This window comes from Terriglobia bacterium (assembly GCA_020072645.1).
In the GTDB taxonomy this organism is placed as follows: Bacteria; Acidobacteriota; Terriglobia; order Terriglobales; family Acidobacteriaceae; genus Angelobacter.
On the sequence record JAIQGK010000012.1, the window covers coordinates 541,679 to 563,479 of the forward strand.

Consider the following 21,801-nt stretch of genomic DNA (forward strand, 5'->3'; position numbering starts at 1 on the left):
TTTAATGCTGCAATGAACTGCTATACACTTTCCGCTGAGAATCGGAGGAACTAATGCGAGCTTGGCCTTTCGTGTTTGTACTTTTAGCTTTGGCTGCCACTGGACGGGCCATTCCGCGGGCGAATGCCACTAAAGCACTGCATGATCTGTTCAATGCGGCCTGGGAACAGGAGATGCAAGGAGACCCGGAACGGGCGTCGGAGCTGGGTGATCGGCGATGGAATGATCGCTGGATGGACAGGAGTCCAGAAGCGTATGCGCGGCGCGACCAGAACAACCATGAGATTTTAGCCAAGCTGGCCAAGATCGACCGCAAGCAGCTGAACAAGGCCGACCAGCTCAACTACGACTTGTTCCAGAAGCGCTATCTGGACCGCCTGGAACAATACAAAGTCCGCTGGTTCCTGATGACCTTTAACCAGCGTGAAGGCCCGCAGACCAGTGACGACCTGAGCAGCTCGCTGCGGTTTGAGACGGTGAAAGATTATGAGGACTGGCTGGCGCGCCTGCGCGCTGTCCCCATTGCGATGGACCAGTTCACGGCGCTGTTGCGCGAGGGCATCAAGGAGCGCATGGTGCATCCGCGGGTGATCATGGAGCGGATTCCGGCGCAGATCGACAAGCAGATTGTGAGTGATCCCACGCAGAGCGGGTTTTACAAACCGTTCAAGAGCTTTCCATCTGCAATCAGCCAGGCCGATCAACAGCGGCTGCAGCAGGACGCGCGCAAAGCGGTGGAGCAACAGGTTGTTCCTGCATTTACCAAGTTCAAGCAGTTCTTTGTAAGCGAGTATCTGCCTGCATGTTACGACAAAGTGGGCGCGTGGCAGCTTCCGCATGGCGGCGAGCTCTACGCGCAGATGATTCGCCACTATACGACGACGAATGAGACGCCAGAAGAGGTGCACCAGATCGGACTAAAAGAAGTGGCGCGCATCAATGGTGAGATGGACCGCGTAATGCAGCAGACGGGATTCAAAGGATCGCGCGATGAGTTCTTTAAATTCCTGCGGACCGATCCGCAGTTTTTTTACAAGACGCCGGAAGAACTGTTTGTGGCATACAAGGCGCTGGCCAAGACCATTGATCCGAACCTGGTGAAAGTGTTCCGCACCTTGCCGCGTGAGCCTTACGGAGTGGAAGCGATCCCGGCGTCGTTTGCTCCGGATACCACGGCGGCATATTACCGCCCAGGCGCTGCTGACGGATCACGCGCGGGAACCTACTTCGTTAATCTTTATAAGCCTGATGCCCGGCCCAAGTGGGAAATGATGGCGCTTTCCATGCATGAATCTGTGCCAGGACACCATTTGCAGATTGCCCGCGCGCATGAATTGGGAGAAATGCCAAAGTTCCGCCGCTTTGGCGAGTACACAGCTTACGTGGAAGGCTGGGGGCTTTACGCCGAGTCGCTGGGCGATGACATGGGTCTTTACAGCGATCCGTATTCCAAGTTCGGCCAGCTCAGCTATGAAATGTGGCGTGCGGTGCGGCTGGTGGTTGATACCGGAATCCACGTGAAGCATTGGACGCGCGAACAGGCGATCAAATACTTTATGGAGAATTGTCCGAAGCACGAACTGGACATCACCAATGAAATTGACCGCTACATTGCATGGCCGGGACAGGCGCTTGCTTACAAGACCGGCGAGCTGAAGATTAAAGAGTTGCGCGCGCGCGCGAAAGAAAAGCTGGGCACGAAGTTTGATCTAAAAGAATTTCACGATGTGGTGCTGGGATCAGGGTCGCTGCCGCTGGATATTCTGGAGCGGAATGTGGATGAATGGATTGCGGCGAAGACGCAGGCCTCTGTTGGCGCTGCGCCGCACGCGGCGACGCGCCGGGGCGCGGCAAAGAAGTAGATGACAACGGTTGCAGAGACAGTTCCGGCAGTGGCTGGCGTTAACGCGCGCGGGCGCGCTGGACATTCGGCGCGTTTTTATCGACCTGAGCTGGATGTGCTGCGGTTCTTTGCTTTTCTGGGCGTGTTTATTTTTCATGCAGCCCCGCGCACGATGGAGTTTTATAACACCGCGGGATATCCGCATTGGCTGAGCAGCCTGCTCATTCCGACATTTGGCGCGGGCGCTTACGGCGTGGATTTATTTTTCGCTCTGAGCGCTTATCTGATTACCAGCCTGCTGCTGCGCGAGCGTGCTACGACTGGCGCATTGGACCTGCGGGGCTTTTATCTTCGACGCATTCTGCGCATATGGCCGCTGTATCTTGCGTTCGTCGCGTTCGCGACAGTCTTTGCGGCAGTGGTCCCCGAGCAGCATCTGCCGATGCGGTATGTGGTCGGCTATAGCTTGCTGGCGGGCAACTGGATTTATGTGTTCTATGGATTGCCTGCGTCATTCGCTACACCGCTGTGGACTGTATCGATTGAAGAGCAGTTTTATCTGGCATGGCCGCTGGCGTTGCGCAAAGCGTCAGTGCGCACGATGGCGATCATCGCCGTGGGAATATTGATTGTTGCGAACGTCTGGCGCGTGTGGCTGGCGGTTTCCGCAGCGCCGGTCGAGACGATTGAATACAACACGTTTACACGGCTTGATCCTATCGCTTTCGGGATCTTGATTGCTTTGTTCGGACATAAGCTGCCGCCGTTTACTCGTCTGCAACGCGTGGCAATGCTCTGCTGCGGTGTTGTGACATGGATTGCGGTGTATGCGTTCACCGTTACCAGTCCTACATTGAAGTTCACTACATGGCAGATGGCGGTGGGGCATCCGTTTACGGCGATGGCAAGTGCGGTGGTACTGCTGTCAGTGTTGGGCGCGCAGCATGGGTTCTTTCGCAGTTGGGCGCTGCTCTATCTGGGAAAAATTTCTTACGGGCTTTATGTCCTGCATGAGTTCGCGCATTTCTGTGCGATTCGCCTGGTGCACGCTTCCACGCCTTTTATGGTATTGGCGCAATCGGTCGTTGGATTGGCGATTACCATCCTGCTGGCTGCGGCTTCGTATCGCTGGCTGGAAAGCCCATTTCTGCGATTGAAAGAGCGCTTTGCGCATGTGCAGTCCCGGCCGGTATGACGCGCGAGGCCAAGCTGCTGCGCCGGGCTTTCTTCAATCGCGATCCGCGGATAGTTGCTCGCGAACTGCTGGGCAAGCTAATTGTGCGGCGTGAAGGACGCAAGCGGCTTGCAGGACGCATCGTTGAAGTGGAGGCGTATCTCGGCGCGGGCGATCTGGCTGCGCACGCCGCTGCCGGCCACACGGCGCGCAATGCCGTGCTCTGGGGACCTCCGGGACACGCTTATGTTTACTTTATCTATGGCGTGCATTACTGCCTGAATATTTCCTGCCTGCCCGCGGGCGACGCGGGCTGCGTGCTGATCCGCGCGCTGGAACCCGTGAGCGGCTTGCGCGAGATGGCTGACGCGCGCGACCTGGCTGATCTCGATCTCACGTCGGCGCGAGATCTGCGCAAAGTGGCCAGCGGTCCCGGGAAGCTGTGTGAAGCGCTGGGTATCACGCGTCCGCGCGATAATGCAAAAGACATGCTTTCTCCCGCGTCGGACCTTCAGGTGATGAGCGACGGCTTCCAAGTGCAAGAAGTTGCGGTCACACAGCGCATCGGCATTACCAAAGCGGCGGAGCTGCCGCTGCGGTATGTGATCGCGGGGAATAAGTTCGTTTCAAAGTGAGCTGCCGGATTTACCTTGTGCAAAAAACAAATCTCACCACAGATGAAACGGATGACACGGATTACAAAATTCAAAATGAGTTCTTTGAGCTTTTTAATCCGTGTCAATCGGTATTATCAGTGGTAAGGTTTGTGCAAAGCGCGCCGGAATTACTGGACATTCATCGCGGCTCAGCCGCATTTCCTTTTCCGCTCACCACAATATTGTCGATCAGCCGTGTGCTGCCCACATACGCCGCCACGACAACCAGCGCGCCGCCGGAAATATCGGCCATGGGATCGAGCGTGTCACGGTTTACGATCTCAAAATAATCCAGCTTGACGGCGGCTTCTTCCGCCATCACTTGTTCGCCGGCGACTTTCAGCCGGGCAGAGCTGCTTTCGCCGCGATCCGCCAGAGTCTGCACGCGCATGAGCGAACGATACAAAACCAGCGCCTGCTTGCGCTGATCGGGACTCAGATAGGCGTTGCGTGAGCTCATTGCTAGTCCGTCGGCTTCGCGCACGATGGGGCAAACGACGATTCGCACATCAAAATTCAGATCGCGCACCATCTTGTTGATGATCGCTACCTGCGCAGCATCTTTCTGTCCAAAGAAAGCAAAGTCCGGTTGCACGATGTTGAACAGCTTGGCCACGACGGTAGTCACGCCACGAAAATGTCCGGGGCGCGAATGGCCGTCGAGTTTTTCGCTCAGGCCTTCCACGTTCACCCAGGTGGTTGCGCCCGGCGGATACATCTCTTCAACCGACGGCAGAAAAAGATAATCGCATTTCTCCGCGGCCAGCATGTCAGAATCTTTTTCCGCATCGCGCGGATACTTGCTGAAGTCTTCCGTTGGGCCAAATTGCAAGGGATTCACAAAGACTGACGCGATCACCACGTCAGCCTGCGCGCGTGCGGTGCGCACTAGCGAGAGATGGCCTTGATGGAGCGCGCCCATGGTGGGCACAAAGCCCACGCGTTTGCCGGCGCGTCGCGCTTCTTTGCTTACAACTGTGACCTCTGCGGCAGAAGTGAGAATGAGCATGGGGGAAATCAGCAGTTAGCCATTAGCAATTAGTCATTAGCTTTGTCTCTCAGCTTTATGCTTCTTGGCTCTCCCGTAAGTGCAATTTTGCAGCTGACAATCAAGGATAGCGAAATGACTTCCTCTGCAACGAAACTGCGCACAACGCCGTTACTGAACGCCGAGGCATCAATGCTGGTGCCTCGTTACCCAAGCTAAGAGCCAAGGGCCAATGGCTAAGAGCTGTTCTACTTCGCGTACGCCTTCATCTCTTTGCGTCTTAGAATCGCTTCCAACTCCACCTTGGTGTCTTTGGGCAGATGGTACGATTCCGCGTCTGCAGGATAAGCGCGTGTCTCAACATCGGCCTTGAACTGCTGCACGGCGTTGGTAAACAGCGCCGCGGCGTCGCCATATTGGCGCACAAACTTTGCCGGCGGTGCAAACGTAAGGTTCACCAGATCATGGAAGACCAATACCTGGCCGTCGCAGTCCGGACCGGCGCCAATGCCAATCGTCGGAGCGCTAACCTCGCGGGTAATCATCGCGGCAACTTCGCGCGGCACGCCTTCCAGCACAATGGAAAATACTCCGGCTTTGTCCAGCGCTACAGCGTCTTTCACCAGGCGCTCAATGCCGGAAAAATCTTTGCCCTGAACTTTATAGCCGCCCATCTTATGCAGCGACTGCGGCGTCAACCCAATGTGTCCCATCACCGGGACTTCAGCGTCGAGCACGCGCTTGACCAGTCCCACGCGTTGCACGCCGCCTTCCAGCTTCACGGCTTCAGCGCCGGCTTCCTTCACAAAGCGCAGGGCATTGTGTACGCCGCTTTTCTCGTCTTCATGGTAGGCGCCAAAGGGCATATCGGCAATCACCATGGCTGACCGCACCGCCCGACGCACCGCCCGCGTGTGGTGCAGCATTTCTTCCATCGTCACGGGCAGGGTGTTGTCATAGCCCAGCACAACCTGGGCCAGTGAGTCGCCCACCAGGATCATGTCAATCCCGCTCTGGTCCACCAGCCGCGCCGTGGCGTAGTCATACGCCGTTAGGCAGGTAATGGGCTCATGCCGCAGCTTTTTGTCGTGGATAGTAGTGGTCGTGATCTTTGGCAGATTCGGTCGGGCGCCCGTCTTTTCAAAAATCGGGTGCTGCCCTCCGTTGAACGAAGTGATGCTCATTTTGCCTCCAGTGCAGTTCGGGAACCCCCGATACCGCCTGTTCGTCCACATTTAGGATGCGGACACCGATATTGTAGTCGCAGGGAAAGTGGGGGTCTAGGGGAAAAATAGGCCCTGGATTCCGACCGTTACTCTGTCGCGCGCACCGTGTCATCGCCCTCTGGGGCATTCCGACGCGGGAACTTGATTGTTCTCCGTGTCTTAGCGCCTGCGTGGTGAAGACCTGGCCTTTCTGATGGCTGACGATCCAGCACCCCCCTCCATACCCCATCCCATATTGGCTTGAAGAGGCCCAAGAACCCCCATCACCTTTTTTACAAAAATATATACTAATAGTATATACTTCTACAAGAAAGGGATGTTATGGGCCAATTCGCCAAGTTGTTTCAGAATGGCAGCAGCCAGGCTGTTCGCCTGCCGCGGGAGTTCCGCTTCAAGGGAGACAAGGTCCGCATTCGCCGGGTTGGCAAAAGCATAGTCCTGGAGCCTCTGATGGACGATCCTGATGCGTGGCTGACCGAATTGAAGAATATTCCCGCTGATCCGGATTTCATGAAAAAGCGCCGTCAACCAAAAACCCCAAAGCGCGCGATCTTTAAATGAATTATCTGCTGGATACAAACGCCTGCATCGCCCTTATGGCCTCCGTAACCAATGAGGTGCAGACGCGATTTGCGGCCGCGGTCCACAAAGGCGGCAATTTTTTTACCTCCTCTGTTGTGGCATTCGAGCTGTGGTATGGCGTCTGCAAGAGCAAGCGCGTCGCCGACAATACGCGGCGCTACAACACATTTTTTGCCGGGCAAATTGATGTCCTGCCGTTCGATCAGGGAGCAGCACAGGTGGCGGGAGAACTGCGGGCCAGACTGGAGGCATCCGGAAAGCCAATCGGGGCCTATGATTTGCTGCTTGCCGGCCAGGCCATGCACCACAATCTGACGCTCATTACCGCCAACGTTACGGAGTTTTCCAGGGTAAAAGGGTTGCTGTGGGAAGACTGGTCAAAGTGATTGAAGATTCCGCGCGGCAGAAGTTCTTTATAATAGCCGCCCTAACGCGAGATTGATCTGAGCTCATGCATGCGCAGCCGTTGCCTGTCCAATGAGGTGCATGCGGTACTTCCCGTCTTTTTCCTCAATTACCCACCAACCTCTGTGTACTCCACGCCGTTTGAGCCTTGCAAGCCGATCGCTGCAGTTGGCTCTTCCGGCTGTAATCTCTTCGAGTTCTTCGAGAGCATGCCATTGACCATCCGTCAATCGGCGGTAAAGATCATAAACAACGCCGTATTGGTATCCTCCCGTTTGCGGATCGAAGACTTTGTGGTCTGAGTTCTCAACGGGAAGAGGTGCGCTCGCTTTGGTTGCCCATTCCGCAAGCACTTTTTCCAACTCTTCTTTTGTTCTTGCCTGCAGGGTTTCAAACCCGTCTTTGATGACCGCTGCCATGAGCTTCCTGCGCTGGGTCAAGAATTCTGCGTAAGTAAGTTTGGTCCACCCTTCAGGGAGCGCATGCCATCTCAGCATGTCTTTTAACTCATTGGGAGTATGTCGAGCCGCATACACCGGGAAGTATTCAAATGGAGGCGTATCAGATATCCGAATATTATCCTGGTATTCAACGAGAGCAAAGTTAGCGACCTGATTGATTTCAGACCGATCCGTAATTGGTGGTTCCAGTTTTTTTAGATGATTCTTGGGGAAAAGATGGTGACGGTCCGTCGCACGACGACGTCGTCGACGGGCTGGGTCAAGCGATGCCGCAACTGGAATGTTTGAAAAGAGCAGTGGAGCATTCAAAACTACGAGCGCGGCATAATAAGCAAAAATTGCCGGGGTTCGCGAACTAGCAACGGCGAGCTGGTCAGGGACGGTGATCCGCCAGAAGTCATCCGTGAGTGTGGTGGTAATCACTTGATCCAAGACGGCAACAAAGTCGTGAGCGGATTTTGTATTCCTGAGTCGGCCAAAGTCGGCTTCAACCTGAGTTTCAAACGAACCTGTGTAGCGGCCGGTTAGAGAACTCATGAAGAACCACCGCGCGATTACTTTGCGCAATGAAAAGCTATCCACTGCATACTCATATTTCCCAAGAAGGAAAAGGACATAGGTATATAGAACACTATTCTTGGACGTTAGCATTTCCGCGCTGCGGAAGCCTGCAGCAACCAGCGTATCCAGAAATTCATGCCAGGTTTGCACGTCCAGCAATTTGGGCTGGGCATCCTTGAGGATTGCGAAATTCTTCTCCCGCGTCATTTCGGAAAAAAGATCTGTATCGAAATCCTTGCCACGCAGCAACGAATAGACCTGTTGCAGACGGGCGCGTTTGAAGCCAAAGCCTACGGCTACACGTAGTAGTTCGTCAGGGTCGGGCATGATGAAATAATTGAATGGGCTCGGCTTGTCGACCGCAGGCTTGCGGCATTCGTAACAGAAACGCTCAAGCTGTTTGCGACCTTCATCCCAAAAAACGGACATTAGGGTAAGGATAAAATCGGCCTGTTTAAGATTCTTTCCTTTACTGTTGATGCGAACGAATACATCCCCCACTTGTTCTTCCGTAAGATTCGGCGACAACTCCAACGCCGTAAAAGAATAGCCTTCGATGCCGTAAAGCCGATTGATTGCATCCGCCAGTCGGGATTCTTCTTCCGGACTGATCTCGCGTCTTTGTTTGGCGGCGCCAATAAAGTCAGTGACAAACTTCCACTGGTTTGTGTTCTTAGACCAGAGCGTGGATACGTCCGGTATGAATTCCGGGTCTTTTTTGATGGCAGCATCGGAGACTTCGAAACTCCCGTCAGATGGACGAAAGGCTATTTCGACTTTTACGTGCTGGTAGTCGCTGTTTATGATTTGCTTGCCTTTAAGGACGGCATAAAGCGATGTGAGCCGCTGCTGGCCGTCAACAATGAGCAACGAGGGCGCAGCTTGCTTACCATCGATGCCGATCTGGCGACCGTCACTACTGCTCTGCCAAAAAAGGAGATAGCCGACCGGAAAACCGCGATACATAGAATCAAAAAGATCGCGAATCTTCTTCGCAGGCCAAACAAAAGGGCGCTGTAAGTCGGGCAGGCCGATCTGGCCACGATCAATGTTCTCGATGAGTAGCTTTACTGAATAATGTGTTTCCTTGAATAGTGATTCCATTTAGATAATGGCTCCTGTGTATTTGAGCAAAACCAACTCCAGGACAACCTGCTTGTACTCAAAGGCGTGCATGTGGCCGCGCAGTTTTTCCGCGGCTTGCCATAACTTTGCTTCAAAGCCCAGGTCGGTGCCGCGCGAGGATCTTGCAGAGGTAGAACCTTTCTTGGCCATAAGAAGAGGGGTAGCGGAATGGTAGTTATCTTACAACCGGGGATGAATTGCAAGGTTTTCTAGCGCGCTCCGCTAATGCTGCGCGCGGGCTGCTGGCGCAAAGAAGGGCTTTCCTATCTTCTTTTTCGCGGCGCTGAAGCCGCTCTTCCACCAAGAACCTCACCTCAGGTGGAAGTTGTGTGCTCCACCCGGCTTCATACGACAATCTGGGTTTGCGGCGGCATTTTTAGGCCACTTTTCGCTTGACATAAAAGCGAACAAATGGTAAAGTTTTACATTGACCTCTGGATGGAAATATGTCCTGGAGGGTGGTCTTTGACAAAATGAAGCTGCTGGCTCCTAGCCAAAAAAGCGGGTACTTGGTGTATTTGTACGGCAACTGCCCCTTTGCGACCCTCTGCCGGTTCTCTCAGCCGATGGGATGGGGATGAAATGGGGAGGTTTCAAATAAGTGCCTTTGTTTGCAATAACGGCTTCTGGGGATACATGGGGAGGAATCGCGTAAGTCCTTTAGATATGGGGAGCGAGGGAGGGGTAGGGGTGCGCAAGAGATCGGGTGATCCGGTGATTTACCGAGCCGCCGGAAGCTGAAAGGCAAAACCTACCGATGATAATCGCAGATGAGCGCGGCTCAGGACGGTAAACCCAATTTTCACCACGGCGGCGCGGGGAAGAGCTTTAGGTTTGTTTCGTGTTCCTTCGTGACCTTTGTGGTTATAGGGTTCCCTCGCTTCGCTTCGGGATTGCAGAAATTGAAAGCCCCCACCATCGTCTCCGATGATGAGGGCCACAAGTGATGTCAAACCTATAAGCCGAATTCTGTACGGCGTTGCCGCCGCTGACGGTCATTCCTCTAGGCCGGTCATTACTGATCGGCTCAAGCGACCTACCCGAAAGTTTGGCGCACCGAGCAGGCACGCATCCCGAATATCGCTATCCGGAATTCCTTCCCTATTTGGTCTTGCTCCGTGTGGGGTTTGCCATGCGTCGCGCATTACTGCCCGACCGGTGCGCTCTTACCGCACCTTTTCACCCTTACCACAACCGTCGAACATCTCAGGCTTTGCGGGCTTGCGCCCGTTTTGCCTTTGCGTCCGGCGCAAAAGCGAATCGGCTTTCGCCATTCACTTTAGTCCAAGGGTTCCGCAACGGCTTGCGCCTGCTTCACCCTCGCGTCCGGTTCGAGCAGAACGGCTCTCACCGTCCGCTCACCCGGCCGGCGGCGGTATATTCTCTGTGGCACTTTCCGTAAAGTGGCTTTGAAACCACCCTCCCGGATGTTATCCGGCACACTGCTCTGCGGAGTTCGGACTTTCCTCTCTCTGGATCGCGCAGCCCGGGAATCCCCGGCGTTCACAACCCAGACAGCGACCATCCGGTTCGACATCAGCTACCCATATTATAAGATGAATTTGGGCAGCAAAGGATTTTGGTCCCCCCACCGGCAGCGCCCTGATCGCATAATTGAAAGCCATTTCAAGGAGCCAGAAATTGAAGAGTCGTCACATTTTGAAGGTTGCGCTGATGTGTGTGGTTATTTCCACGGCGGTGTTTGCGTTCTACAAAAAGCACGATCCCACTCCAGCCGAGCAAAAGGCCCTGAACAAATACACGACCGTAATGAACAAGGTGCTTGACCAGTTCCGCAGCCCTGACTGGGACGAAAAAATAGACGCCACCATTGACCATCCTACGGTGGACACCTTTGGCGACCGCCCCATGGATATTGACCAGCTGCTGCAGCGCACCTATGAGCTGCGCAAAGACTCAAAGCGCTATAAAACGCTGGTTGAGCCTCGGCTTAAAAAGAACGCCGCTGAAAAAGACATATCGAAGAAGCAGCTTGAGGCCGCGCAAATTGAAGACCTTCAGCATCTCCAGGTGCAGGTCCATTTCAACATGCGGGTCGTCCCCATGATCACCGGCCCCGAGCCAAAATTTGATCCCAAGGTTCCAGGCGCAACTTTTGTGCACAAGGACCGCAACAATCCTTTCAGCCATGGCGTTGCTTATGTTTTATTTTTTAGCGGCACCAAGAATGGCCGATGGGAGGAGGCCAATGACGTTTACCGCAACTTCTTTGTTCACAAGCCGGATACGCCGTTCATTGAGAACGTTGAAGTCCGGATCTTTGGCCCTGAGGACCGCATCAAGGAACTGCTGCGCAAGATCGACTGGCGACAGGTGAACACCGCCCTGACTATGTAAGGTATCGAACGTTACTCATCGAACGTAGCTCATCGAACGTTAACTGATCGAACCGGGGGCCGCTTGCGAGCCACTGGCGAAATTATTTTGCTCTGGAATTACCAGCTATCCGCATCTAACATCGATTTGTAAAGTATTATTAAGGCACTGAGTAACCAATTTAGAATGAACGTAGATCGCGGACGGCAATGTTAAACCTTGTTTCAGGATTAATAGCGGCTGGGCTGGCAGTGTGCGGCATGGGCTTTTACCTGCTCTGCCTGTGGAGCGCCCGGACTTTTCTCCGCTCGCGCAGCCAGGAAGGCTCTGCCATTGCTCCGCCTGTAAGCATCCTCAAGCCGTTGCGCGGCGTTGATCCGCAGATGTATGAAAGCTTCCGCAGCCACTGCACGCAGGATTATCCGGAGTACGAAATCATCTTTGGCGTCAGTGAGCCGGACGATCCCGCAGTGGAAGCCGTAGAGCGGTTGATCCGCGAGTTTCCCAAGTGCAAGATTCGGCTTCTGGTCTGTCCTGAAGTGCTCGGCAATAATCGCAAGACCAGCAACCTGGTGCAGATGCTGGACTCAGCGCAGTATGACCACATCCTTATCAACGACAGCGATATCTTCGTCACGCCTGATTATCTGCGCCGCGTGATGGCTCCGTTCGCCCGCCCGCAGGTTGGCATGGTCACCTGCCCGTATCGCGGCATCGCCGCCGATACGCTGGGTTCAAAGCTTGAATCCATCGGGATCAGCACCGACTTCATCGCCGGCGTGCTGGTGGCGCGCCAGATTGAAGGCGGAATTCATTTTGCCCTTGGTTCCACGCTTGCCATGTCGCGCACCGCGCTTGAAGCCATCGGCGGCCTGCGCCCGCTGGTGGATTATCTTGCCGACGATTTTGAACTGGGCTTTCGCATTGCCAAAGCCGGCTATGAAGTAGTGCTGGCGGATGTTGTGGTGGAAACCCATCTGCCCGCGTACAGCTTCCGCGGATTCTTTGAGCACCAGATGCGCTGGGCGCGCAGCACGCGCGACTCGCGCCGCCTCGGTTACGTTGGCCTGCTTCTAACCTTCGGCCTGCCCTGGGCGATTTTTGCCGTCCTGCTGGCGCCGTTTGTCTGGTGGTCGTGGGCAACGTTGGCCGCAGCCGCGGCCTTGCGCGCCGCTGTGGCGATTAACGTCGGCATCGGTGTGGTGCATGATCGCGCTCTTTGGCGGCATCTGTGGCTAGTGCCGATCCGCGATCTTGTGGCGTTCGCGGTTTGGTTCGCCAGCTTTGCCGATCACACCGTTCACTGGCGCGGCGAGGTTTTCATTCTTGAAAATGGCAAGATTCGTCCGGCGCATCCGCGCAAGCCAGGACCTGTCAGCGCGGCCAAGCCTGATCAGGACAAGGTTTCGGTCCATTCGTAAGCACCAGCTTGCCGCCCCACTTGGCCAGCACACAGGCGTCTTGGGCAACATAATCCGGAAGGTGCTCTTTCTGCGGACACTCTTCCGCTGGCTTGCGGTCAGGGCTGGCCTTGTAATCGGTGAGGAGAAAAACAAGTTTGTCGCCGCGCCAAAGCTTTACAAAAGCCGCGTCATCGTCAAAGATCGGTGGCGCGTCAGGAAACTTTGATCCATACCAGATGTTATTGCAGCGCCCGTTCAGGATTCGGATCTGATGCTGCGTGTAGTAATTCACGCTAGAAGCTGCTTCATAGTCGCCATTGTCTTCAATGATTGCGCCGGGTTTCCAGTTCCGCTCAATGGCCTGCGCCAACACCTTCGACGAAAGTACCGGCGAAAAGATCACCAGCCCTTGATGCGCCGCATACAGCAGGACCGTTGTCATCAACGTTAGCGCCAGGTTCGCGGCGAAAACTCGATTGCGCCGCCTTAAAAGCAGGCTCGCAATTGTTCCCAAGGCAAACGCGAATCCCGCCGCCAGCAGCGGTACCTTGAAAGCTCCCATGGCTTGCGGCGTGAGATCAAGAATGTGCCCAAAGGAAAGCGCATAGTCCTGCGGATTTTTCTTGAGCAGCTCCGCGATGTCGTAGTTCGGTGGCGGAGCTTGCGCGTGCCATGCCAGCGCCGCGCATACAATACAAATCGCCACGCCCACCACTACCAGCACGATCGATGAAATTCTTCCGCTGCGCCGCTCTGCACTGCCCGGTGCTGAAATCGACTCCCGCGCCAGCCATCCGCCCAGCAGCAATGCCACTCCCGGCAAGCCGGGAAGAACGTAATATTCCTGCCGGCTGGAGAAGCTGAAGAAAACCAAAATCACCAGCGGCCACAGGGCAAAAAGCAGCGTTGCGCGCTGCTGGCCGTTCAGTCCGTCGCGCATCGCCGCCAACTTGGCCGGAACCTGCCGTATGGCTTGCATAAGAAACGCAGTCCATGGCATCAGCCACACCAGCATCAAACCCCAAAAGAGCCAGAGCGGCACAGTGTCGTAATCGGCAGGGAAACGCTTCTTCAGGAAGCGCAGAAAATGTTCATTGACAAAGTAAAACCAGAAAAATCCGCGCGCCTCGCCCTGCGCCGGATTCCTCGATCCCGCCAGCAGGTGCCACGGCGCGGCGATGATCAGGAAGATTAAAAAGCTCGAGACCAGCCGCATCTTCAGCAGGTGGCGCAAATTTCCGGTGAGCAGCAAAAAAAGAAAAATGGCTCCAATGGGAAACACCAGCCCGATCAATCCTTTGGTCAATACATTGAGCGCCATGGTGGCGGCAATGCCCCAGCACAGCCACGCCGATGGATCTTCTCCCGCGTCAGCCTGTTCCAGCGTGGTCAGAAAGAAATCAAATCCCAGCGCCAGCCACAGTGCTACCAGCATTTCCGGGATCATGAACCGTGTATAAATGAACGGGCCGAATCCTGTGCCCAGCGCCAGGGCCGCGTAAAGGCCGCCCTCATCGCCATAAAAGTGTCTGCCGATTCGATAAACAACCAGCAGCAGCGCCAGCATGCCCAGCGCAATCGGCACTCGCGCAGACCAGTCATGCACGCCAAATAGCTTGAAACTGGCTGCCACGCACCAGTACATGAGCGGCGCTTTCTCCAGGTAGCGGAAGCCGTCATTGATCTTCAGCGTGACCCAATCGTTGTGTTCCACCATTTCGCGCGCAGCTTCGGCGTGGACGGTGTCGGCATCGTCCATCAATGGCGGCTGAAAAAGAGTACCGATGTAAATTACGGCCCAGACCAGAATGACGATAGGAATGAAGACTTTGTGTCTCGAAGATCGCGGGGAAGCCTGAACGTCAGGTGAGGACGATAAAGTCTTGGTCGGCATTAATTCGTTCATTATATTCATGGCCGCCCAGCACTATAATTACAGCCCGTGAAACTGGGTGCAAAATTATTGGTGACTGCCTTGCTGTTGGGTAGCCTGCCTGCCTCCGCGACGAGTCATGCAGTGCCAAAGGACCGAGCAACCCTAACCAATCGCGACTGGCTGCCTCACGTCATCAGCAAGCTTGCACCGCTTGAGTGGTGGAGTTTTGCGGCATCGCCTTCAGACATACGCCGTGAAGACTTCCCCGGTGATTTAAGCTATAACCTGGCGAAGCAGGACACATGGGAATTTCCGCGTTTTTGCTTTTCCCTTTTTCGGCCCAAACCGGAACAGATGTTTTCGCTTCTGGATGCCGTAAATGAATATAAAGGTGACGTAACCTGGTCGATGCTCGATGGCTGCATAGCCGCTTTCATTTCCAAGCCAGGGTTTTACACACCTATCGTGACAGCTGAACAGCAGAAGAAGTTCGAAGACCTGGCACGGAACCCGCCTCATGCCGATGCTGAGTTTGTGAAGCGTGCCATGTCCGATGTTTCCAGGTTCTCAGCCTACCTCGAAAAACGGCTTGGGCTGATAGACAAGCCGTCACTCGATTTTGATCCCCAATGGCTTACCCGGCAAGGTCTGGCGGCTTCGCGCGGACAATTAGAAAATTACTGGGAGCCAGGTGATCGGTCCGTATTTTTGGCTCGTGATCCAGAGGGATACGCCAGAACATCCGAGCCAACCTCACCAGTTGACCGGGATCTGGCGTTCGGCCTTGGAATGTTCGAGGAAGACGCCCTTCTCGCGGAACTCGGCGCCGATTGGGAGTCGTACCACCGCAACGGGATGAACGGCGCGCTGGTTCCCGCATACCCGCTTTTATCGCGCTTGAACGACATTTCGGAGGATGCATTGTACGAACCCGGCGAAGTCGATGCTTTGCTGGCCGAATGCGTTCAGGCACAGGCCAAGGTCAAGGACCCTCTGGCCATCAGGGGACTCGACAACCTGGTTCGCATCGCTCGCTGGGCGCAGAAGTTGAAAGTCGGGATTTATCTTGGCGGACAATAACCAAATGGCCAATTTCATCGGCTTCCTTGCGGCCAACGTTCTGGCGCCGAAGCTCACCACATCATCGGCAAAATCCGCTATGACGATGGGGCTCGCGTGCTCTACGCCGTTGCTGGACAATTGCCGATCCGCACATCTGCAAGCTCTGTAACGATTGGCGCGGAGCAAGCACTACCGTACCAACGGGAGCTCTTTTACAACAAATGCTCTCGCAAAATTTGCAGCATGAACGGAGGGGTACTGCAATGAGCAATCGCTTCACGCGTCGACGTTTCATCGTCACAGCGGGCGCTACTGCCTCAACTGTGCTGGGCTCTTCACTCTTCAACCTGGAAACAGTCTGGGCCGCGCCCGTCATGCGCCGCAATCTTGGCGGCATGGCTGCCAGTGATCCGGTCCTGGTCTCTTATCGCAAAGCCATCAAGGCCATGAAGGCGCTTCCCACTTCCAACCCGCCGAGCTGGAACTATCAGGCAGCCATTCATCGCACCACGCTTTCCGGCTCGTTCCCCGCATGGAACACTTGCCAGCACGGCACACACTTTTTCTGGTCCTGGCACCGCATGTATCTCTACTGGTGGGAGCGGATCATCCGCAAGATGTCTGGCGATCCCGGCTGGGCCTTGCCTTACTGGGATTATCACGATCCCTCGCAGCGCACCTTGCCGGTTCCGTTCCGCGATCCCAAGAGTGAACTCTATGTCGCCGACCCGAACCGCGGCACCGGCTGGAACACCGGATCTGCGTCGTTCCCGGCCTCACACGTCGATCCTTCCGCCGGCATGGCCGAGTTTGACTACTTCCTTGGCCAGGGCGATATTGAAAGCAATCCTCACAACAACGTGCATGGCGATATCGGCGGCTGGATGGGCGGCGTTCCCACGGCGGCCCAGGACCCGGTTTTTTACGTGCATCACTCCAATATCGATCGTTACTGGAACCTCTGGCTCGCCCAGGGCGGCGGTCGCCACAATCCCCTGAGCGATACCACCTGGAAGGGTCAAACCTACACCTTCTTCAATGAGAGCGGGACTGCCGTTACCATGACTCCGTGCGATGTCCTGCGCTGCGCCGAGCAGTTGAACTACACTTATGAAGGGGAGCCGACTGAAGTAAAGGAGTACTGTTTGAGACTCATCTTCCCATGGTGGATCTTTGTTATTGCGCAGGTCCTGATCCCATGGCCTGGCCCTCCGGTCGAACTGGGCGAACGCGAAGTCGCCATTCCCATTGACATCGCGCAGATCCGTGAGCGTATCCCCGCGCTGCTCCAGAACAAGAACGAAAAGTTGGTGATCGAACTGGACAACGTGGTCTCTGAGCGAGCGCCCGGCGTGGTCTGGGAAGTCTACCTCGGCGCTCCGCCGAACGCTGCGCTCAGCGCTGAGAGCCCGCACTTCCTGGGCACCATGACGCTGTTCGCCGCGGGAGTGCGCGAGCACGCGCACGGCGGCTTCCAGCCGGCGCACTTCACCTTTAACGCCAACCGGGCGATTGAAGCCGCGCTGCGCACCCGGCAGGAAAAGCTGCCGCTGGTCTTTGTGCCAACCGGGCCGCTCATTGACGGCAAGCCCTCGCATCCCAAAGTCCAGTCGCCGGTGAGGATTGGCGCCATCAACGTCGCCATCGGGCGCAATGAGGAACGCAAGAGCGATGCTCCCATTGTTCCGGAACGGGAGCCAAACAAGCCCAAATAGAAAGTAAACAAAAGAGCAAGCCGCGAATTTAGCGAATAAACACGAATCAAATTGAAAGTTCAAAATGATTCTCGTTCTTCGTGTTGATTCGCGGCTGATTTTTTTGATCTGCGTTTGTCAGCGCAAATCTGCGGCGAAAGCTTTTTATGACAGCACACTCTCCATGTCATAATCTTCACGCATGACTCCACCGGCCCCAGACTGGACGTCCTCCGAATCCCGCTCCCGGGCCGACGCCCTCGCCGCCGATCTGCGCGCCGCCATCACCGGCGAAGTCCGTTTTGACGACGGCACCCGCGCTCTTTACGCCGTCGATGGATCCAATTACCGACAGGTGCCCATAGGCGTAGTGATTCCAAAAACGATGGAAGAAGTTATTCAAACCGTCGCAATTGCCCGCAAGCACGGCGCGCCGTTGCTGCCGCGTGGCGGTGGCACCAGCCTCTCCGGACAATCCTGCAACGTCGCAGTGATCGTTGATTTCTCCAAATACCTTAACCAGATTATCGAGATCAATCCGCAGGAAAAATACGCGTGGGTGCAGCCCGGCTGCGTGCTGGATAAGCTTCGCAACCGCGCCAATGAATTCAATCTCACCTTTGGCCCTGATCCTTCCACGCATGAGTACTGCAACCTGGGCGGAATGATTGGTAACAACTCCTGCGGCGTGCATTCGGTGATGGCAGGCCGCACCGTGGATAACGTGCTGGAACTCGACATTCTTACCTATGAGGGCGAGCGCATGCGCGTCGGCCCCACGTCAGACGGGGAGTTTGAAGAGATAGTTCGCGCTGGTGGACGTCGCGCAGAAATTTATTCGCGTCTGCGAGCCTTGCGCGATCAATACGCTGATCTCATCCACAGCCGCTATCCCAACATTCCGCGCCGCGTCTCCGGCTATAGTCTCGACGAACTTCTGCCTCAGCGCGGCTTCAATGTAGCCAAGTCGCTCGTCGGCGCAGAAGGCACTTGCGTCATGATTTTGGGCGCCAAAGTTCGTCTGGTTGACTGGCCAAAGAAACGCACCACTCTGGTCCTCGGATATAAGCACATCTACGACGCGGCGGATAACGTGCCTGAAGTCTGCAAGGCTGGGCCCATCGGCCTTGAAGGCATGGATGACGTTCTCATCGGGAACATGAAGAAGAAGGGCCTTCATCCCAAAAGTATCGCCATGCTGCCTGAGGGCAAAGGCTGGTTGCTGTGCGAATTCGGCGGCGAGACCAAAGAAGAATCAACCGCCAAAGCGCGCGGGTTGATGGAGCAGCTCAGCCGCCAGCCTGATCCACCCAACATGAAGCTCTTCGTCGACGAGCAGGAAACTCTTCTGGTCTGGAAGGCCCGCGAGTCCGGTTTGGGTGCGACGTCGCAGGTCCCCGGCGAACCCGAAGCATGGGAAGGCTGGGAAGACGCGGCGGTCTCGCCGGAAAAGCTTGGAGAATATCTGCGCGGCCTGCATCGTCTGCTCGCCAAGTATGGCTATCATTGCGCGCTCTACGGACACTTTGGCGATGCCTGCGTGCACATGCGGATTGATTTTGATCTTGTCTCTAAAGAGGGCATCAAAAAATTTCGTGCCTTTGTTGAAGAAGCTGCGGACTTCGTCGTGCAGCTTGGCGGTTCACTCTCCGGCGAACATGGTGACGGCCAGGCCCGCGGCGAGCTTCTTGTCCGCATGTTTGGCCCAGAGCTGATGGAAGCCTTCCGCGAATTCAAGCGCATATGGGACCCCGGCTGGAAAATGAATCCGGGCAAAAAGATTGACGCCAACCCGCTCGACCAGAATCTGCGTCTCGGCGCCACCTATCGGCCCGCGCCGGTCAAGACATATTTTTCTTTCCCCGAAGATCACGGCCATTTTCCTGAGACTACGCTGCGCTGCGTTGGCGTGAGCAAGTGCCGCAAAGACGACAGCGGAACCATGTGTCCCAGCTACATGGCCACCCGCGAAGAGAAGCACTCCACCCGCGGCCGCGCGCGCCTGCTCTTTGAAATGCTGCGCGGTGAGACGCTCAAAGACGGGTGGAAGAATGAGTACCTGAAGGATGCGCTCGATCTCTGCCTGGCCTGCAAGGCCTGCAAGAGCGAATGTCCCATCAACGTGGACATGGCCACCTACAAAGCCGAATTTCTGGCCCATTACTATGAAAGCCGCTCGCGTCCCCGCGCCGCTTTTTCCATGGGCTTGATCCAGCGCTGGGCAGCCATGGCTCGCGTTGCGCCGTGGCTGGTGAATTTTCTTGGCCGCGCGCCGTTGACATCGCAGTTGACGAAGTGGGTCGGCGGCATCTCCCAAAAGCGAAACATGCCCGCGTTTGCCACAGAGACATTCACGGAGTGGTTTCGCAAGCGCCCGCTGTGCAATGCTGATCGCCCGCCGGTGATTCTCTGGCCGGATACATTCAGCAACAACTTCCATCCCTCAATCGCCAAAGCCGCTGTGGAAGTCCTGGAACACGCGGGCTATCAGGTGAAAATCCCTCAGCAAGTCCTATGTTGCGGTCGTCCTTTATATGACTTCGGCATGCTCGACCGGGCCAAAGCCACGCTGGAACAAACGCTTTCCGCTCTGCGCGACGACATAGAGGCTGGAACACCAATCATTGGCATCGAGCCAAGCTGCGTTTCCGTCTTTCGCGACGAGATGACAAATCTTCTGGGCAACAATCCTGAAGCTCAAAAGCTCAAAAGCCAGACTTATCTGCTCAGCGAATTTCTGATCAATCAAGCCGACTATCGCCCGCCGCAACTCAAGCGCAAAGCGATCGTCCATGCGCATTGCCATCACAAGTCGGTGCTGAAGTTTGATTCTGAATCGGAATTGCTGAAGCGCCTCGGTCTGGACTTCCATGTCCTCGATTCCGGCTGCTGCGGCATGGCCGGGTCATTCGGCTTTGAAGCCGAGAAGTATGATGTCTCAGTAAAGATCGGAGAGCGCGTCTTGCTGCCCGCCGTGCGTAACGCCACCGCGGACACGCTCATCATCACCGATGGTTTCAGCTGCTACCAACAGATTGAAGGGCTCACCGGACGCAAGGCCCTGCACATTGCCGAAGTGTTGCAGATGGCAATTTCTGAATCTTCCACGCCCGACAGTAAGGCAAAAGAGAACTCGCCGCAGATTTACGCAGATGTTCGCAGATAAAGATAAAAGACGAAATCAGCCGCAAACTCACGCGAAAGATCTAGAATTATTCTTGGCTTGATTCGTGTCTATTCGCGAAATTCGCGGCGAATTTTTTAAATCTGCGATGATCAGCGCAAATCTGCGGCTGAACCGGTTTTGGCCCATGGGAATTTAAGCCGGCTTCTCCACCTGGTTATAACGCCTTGCGGCCCGCTTGCCCAACGCCGTCAATGGTGATCGCGTCACTGCCGATTGGCTTTCGTGCCCAGGCTTCTTCTCCGTATTCCCCGCCGCATCCGGCAACAGACGATTTACCTGCGCCAGCACTTCCTGTGTGAGTCCCGGCGCAACGCCATGTAGTCCCGCCAGCAGCTTCGCCTGCCAGCTGATCACCAGCTCGGCGCGATTGGCGCACGTGGCATTCACAATTTTTCGTGCAGCTCGTTCAGCCGAAATCGAAGCCAGCGGATTCGTTCCGCTTACGGCGAACCAGCCAAACTCAGCTTCATGCCTGCCTTTAAATTGCGCGTTCAGGTGTGAGCCGGTGCGCATGAGTCCCGGAGCAACCGTGAGCACGCGAATGCCAAAGCGTTTCAGTTCAGCATGCAGCCCCTCAGAAAAGCCAGTCACGGCAAACTTGGCGCAGCCGTAAGGAATCAGGTGAGGCACGCTCACCTTGCCGCCGATGGAAGAAATATTCACGATTCTGCCCGCGCCGCGCCCCAGCATCTGCGGCAGCACGGCCAGCGTAGAATGGACCGTTCCCCAGAACATCACGTCCATCGCTTCCTGAAAATCCTTCAACTCCTGGGAAAGAATCGGCCCCACGGAAATCACGCCCGCATTGTTCACCAGCACATCAATCTTGCCCATGTTCCGGGTTACTGAGTCGATCATGTGATTCACTTCTTCCGGCTTGCTCACATCGCATGGGACGGCACAAACCACAGCTCCCATGTCTTCCAACTGCTGCCGGGCGCGCGCCAGTTCCTGCTCATCGCGGGCACAGATGGCGATCTTCGCTCCAAATTGCGCAAACTCTTCCGCCAGCGCCAGCCCCAGGCCGCGTGATCCGCCGGTAATCAGCACTGTCTGCCCGCGCAACTCGCGCAGCCGATGCTCGCGAAACCTGCGCAGCCCATGCCGCACGGCCATCACAGTTCCTATGCCCGCCGCCGCGCCCCCCATGAGCGTACCTGCGACAGCCCCGCCAAGAATGATTTTTGTCCGATTCTTCATAGCTCTGTCCTATCCGGCTTT

Annotated in this window: 17 protein-coding genes and 1 other RNA gene; 11 read left to right on the top strand and 7 right to left on the bottom strand. The window is 55.7% G+C overall.

Features of this window, described 5'->3' with window-relative positions; all coding sequences use genetic code 11:
* Positions 1-53: 53 nt before the first annotated feature.
* From LAO76_18915 to LAO76_18925, 3 genes are read left to right on the top strand one after another with little or no spacing between them, the layout of a single operon-like run.
* The gene (locus LAO76_18915; protein ID MBZ5492994.1) at positions 54-1,862 is read left to right on the top strand and encodes a DUF885 domain-containing protein; all 1,809 of its coding nucleotides are present in this window, start codon (positions 54-56) and stop codon (positions 1,860-1,862) included.
* Entirely contained in the window at positions 1,863-3,038 is a 1,176-nt protein-coding gene (locus tag LAO76_18920) for an acyltransferase (GenBank protein ID MBZ5492995.1), read from the top strand.
* The gene (locus LAO76_18925; GenBank protein MBZ5492996.1) at positions 3,035-3,652 is read left to right on the top strand and encodes a DNA-3-methyladenine glycosylase; all 618 of its coding nucleotides are present in this window, start codon (positions 3,035-3,037) and stop codon (positions 3,650-3,652) included. Before LAO76_18920 ends, LAO76_18925 begins: the two co-directional genes overlap by 4 nt.
* Positions 3,653-3,812: 160 nt before the next feature.
* Here LAO76_18925 and panC read toward each other — a convergent pair whose 3' ends face one another.
* Both panC and panB read right to left on the bottom strand, forming a co-directional pair.
* Positions 3,813-4,682 (bottom strand): pantoate--beta-alanine ligase, encoded by an 870-nt coding sequence (gene panC, locus LAO76_18930; protein MBZ5492997.1) that lies wholly within the window; start codon positions 4,680-4,682, stop codon positions 3,813-3,815.
* Between the two features lie 227 nt (positions 4,683-4,909).
* A complete protein-coding gene (gene panB, locus LAO76_18935) occupies positions 4,910-5,845 on the bottom strand; it encodes a 3-methyl-2-oxobutanoate hydroxymethyltransferase (protein MBZ5492998.1) in 936 nt (311 codons plus the stop codon).
* 363 nt (positions 5,846-6,208) lie between these two features.
* On the opposite strand from panB, the gene vapB reads away from it, so the two are divergent.
* A complete protein-coding gene (vapB, locus tag LAO76_18940) occupies positions 6,209-6,448 on the top strand; it encodes a type II toxin-antitoxin system VapB family antitoxin (protein ID MBZ5492999.1) in 240 nt (79 codons plus the stop codon).
* Complete coding sequence (locus tag LAO76_18945; protein ID MBZ5493000.1) at positions 6,445-6,855, top strand: type II toxin-antitoxin system VapC family toxin; 411 nt, start codon at positions 6,445-6,447, stop codon at positions 6,853-6,855. The genes vapB and LAO76_18945 overlap by 4 nt, the downstream gene beginning before the upstream one ends.
* A gap of 63 nt (positions 6,856-6,918) precedes the next feature.
* Here LAO76_18945 and LAO76_18950 read toward each other — a convergent pair whose 3' ends face one another.
* The 3 genes from LAO76_18950 to rnpB all read right to left on the bottom strand — a co-directional run bounded on the left by LAO76_18950 (position 6,919) and on the right by rnpB (position 10,558).
* Complete coding sequence (locus LAO76_18950) at positions 6,919-9,000, bottom strand: DUF262 domain-containing protein (protein ID MBZ5493001.1); 2,082 nt, start codon at positions 8,998-9,000, stop codon at positions 6,919-6,921.
* Positions 9,001-9,171, bottom strand: a complete 171-nt coding sequence (locus tag LAO76_18955; GenBank protein ID MBZ5493002.1) for a type I restriction-modification system subunit M N-terminal domain-containing protein — start codon at positions 9,169-9,171, stop codon at positions 9,001-9,003. It abuts the gene before it with no gap.
* Positions 9,172-9,963: 792 nt separating this feature from the next.
* An RNA gene (rnpB, locus tag LAO76_18960) (RNase P RNA component class A) lies at positions 9,964-10,558 on the bottom strand.
* 104 nt (positions 10,559-10,662) lie between these two features.
* On the opposite strand from rnpB, the gene LAO76_18965 reads away from it, so the two are divergent.
* On the top strand, positions 10,663-11,379 hold the full coding sequence (locus LAO76_18965) for a hypothetical protein (protein MBZ5493003.1): 717 nt from the start codon (positions 10,663-10,665) through the stop codon (positions 11,377-11,379).
* 188 nt (positions 11,380-11,567) lie between these two features.
* On the top strand, positions 11,568-12,779 hold the full coding sequence (hpnI, locus tag LAO76_18970) for a bacteriohopanetetrol glucosamine biosynthesis glycosyltransferase HpnI (GenBank protein ID MBZ5493004.1): 1,212 nt from the start codon (positions 11,568-11,570) through the stop codon (positions 12,777-12,779).
* Here the strand turns inward: hpnI and LAO76_18975 are convergent.
* Positions 12,733-14,655: a glycosyltransferase family 39 protein gene (locus tag LAO76_18975; GenBank protein ID MBZ5493005.1), complete on the bottom strand. Its 1,923-nt coding sequence runs from the start codon at positions 14,653-14,655 to the stop codon at positions 12,733-12,735. The genes hpnI and LAO76_18975 overlap by 47 nt on opposite strands.
* A 123-nt stretch (positions 14,656-14,778) precedes the next feature.
* Between LAO76_18975 and LAO76_18980 the strand changes: the two genes are divergently transcribed.
* From LAO76_18980 to LAO76_18995, 4 genes are all read left to right on the top strand, one after another.
* Positions 14,779-15,717, top strand: a complete 939-nt coding sequence (locus tag LAO76_18980; protein ID MBZ5493006.1) for a hypothetical protein — start codon at positions 14,779-14,781, stop codon at positions 15,715-15,717.
* A 4-nt stretch (positions 15,718-15,721) separates the two neighbouring features.
* The gene (locus tag LAO76_18985) at positions 15,722-15,868 is read left to right on the top strand and encodes a hypothetical protein (protein ID MBZ5493007.1); all 147 of its coding nucleotides are present in this window, start codon (positions 15,722-15,724) and stop codon (positions 15,866-15,868) included.
* A gap of 94 nt (positions 15,869-15,962) precedes the next feature.
* Complete coding sequence (locus LAO76_18990) at positions 15,963-17,414, top strand: tyrosinase family protein (GenBank protein MBZ5493008.1); 1,452 nt, start codon at positions 15,963-15,965, stop codon at positions 17,412-17,414.
* Positions 17,415-17,595: 181 nt separating this feature from the next.
* The gene (locus tag LAO76_18995) at positions 17,596-20,559 is read left to right on the top strand and encodes an FAD-binding protein (protein ID MBZ5493009.1); all 2,964 of its coding nucleotides are present in this window, start codon (positions 17,596-17,598) and stop codon (positions 20,557-20,559) included.
* A gap of 153 nt (positions 20,560-20,712) precedes the next feature.
* On the opposite strand, the gene LAO76_19000 is transcribed toward LAO76_18995, so the two are convergent.
* Positions 20,713-21,780, bottom strand: coding sequence for an SDR family NAD(P)-dependent oxidoreductase (locus tag LAO76_19000; protein ID MBZ5493010.1), 1,068 nt, complete (start codon positions 21,778-21,780; stop codon positions 20,713-20,715).
* Positions 21,781-21,801 lie beyond the last annotated feature (21 nt).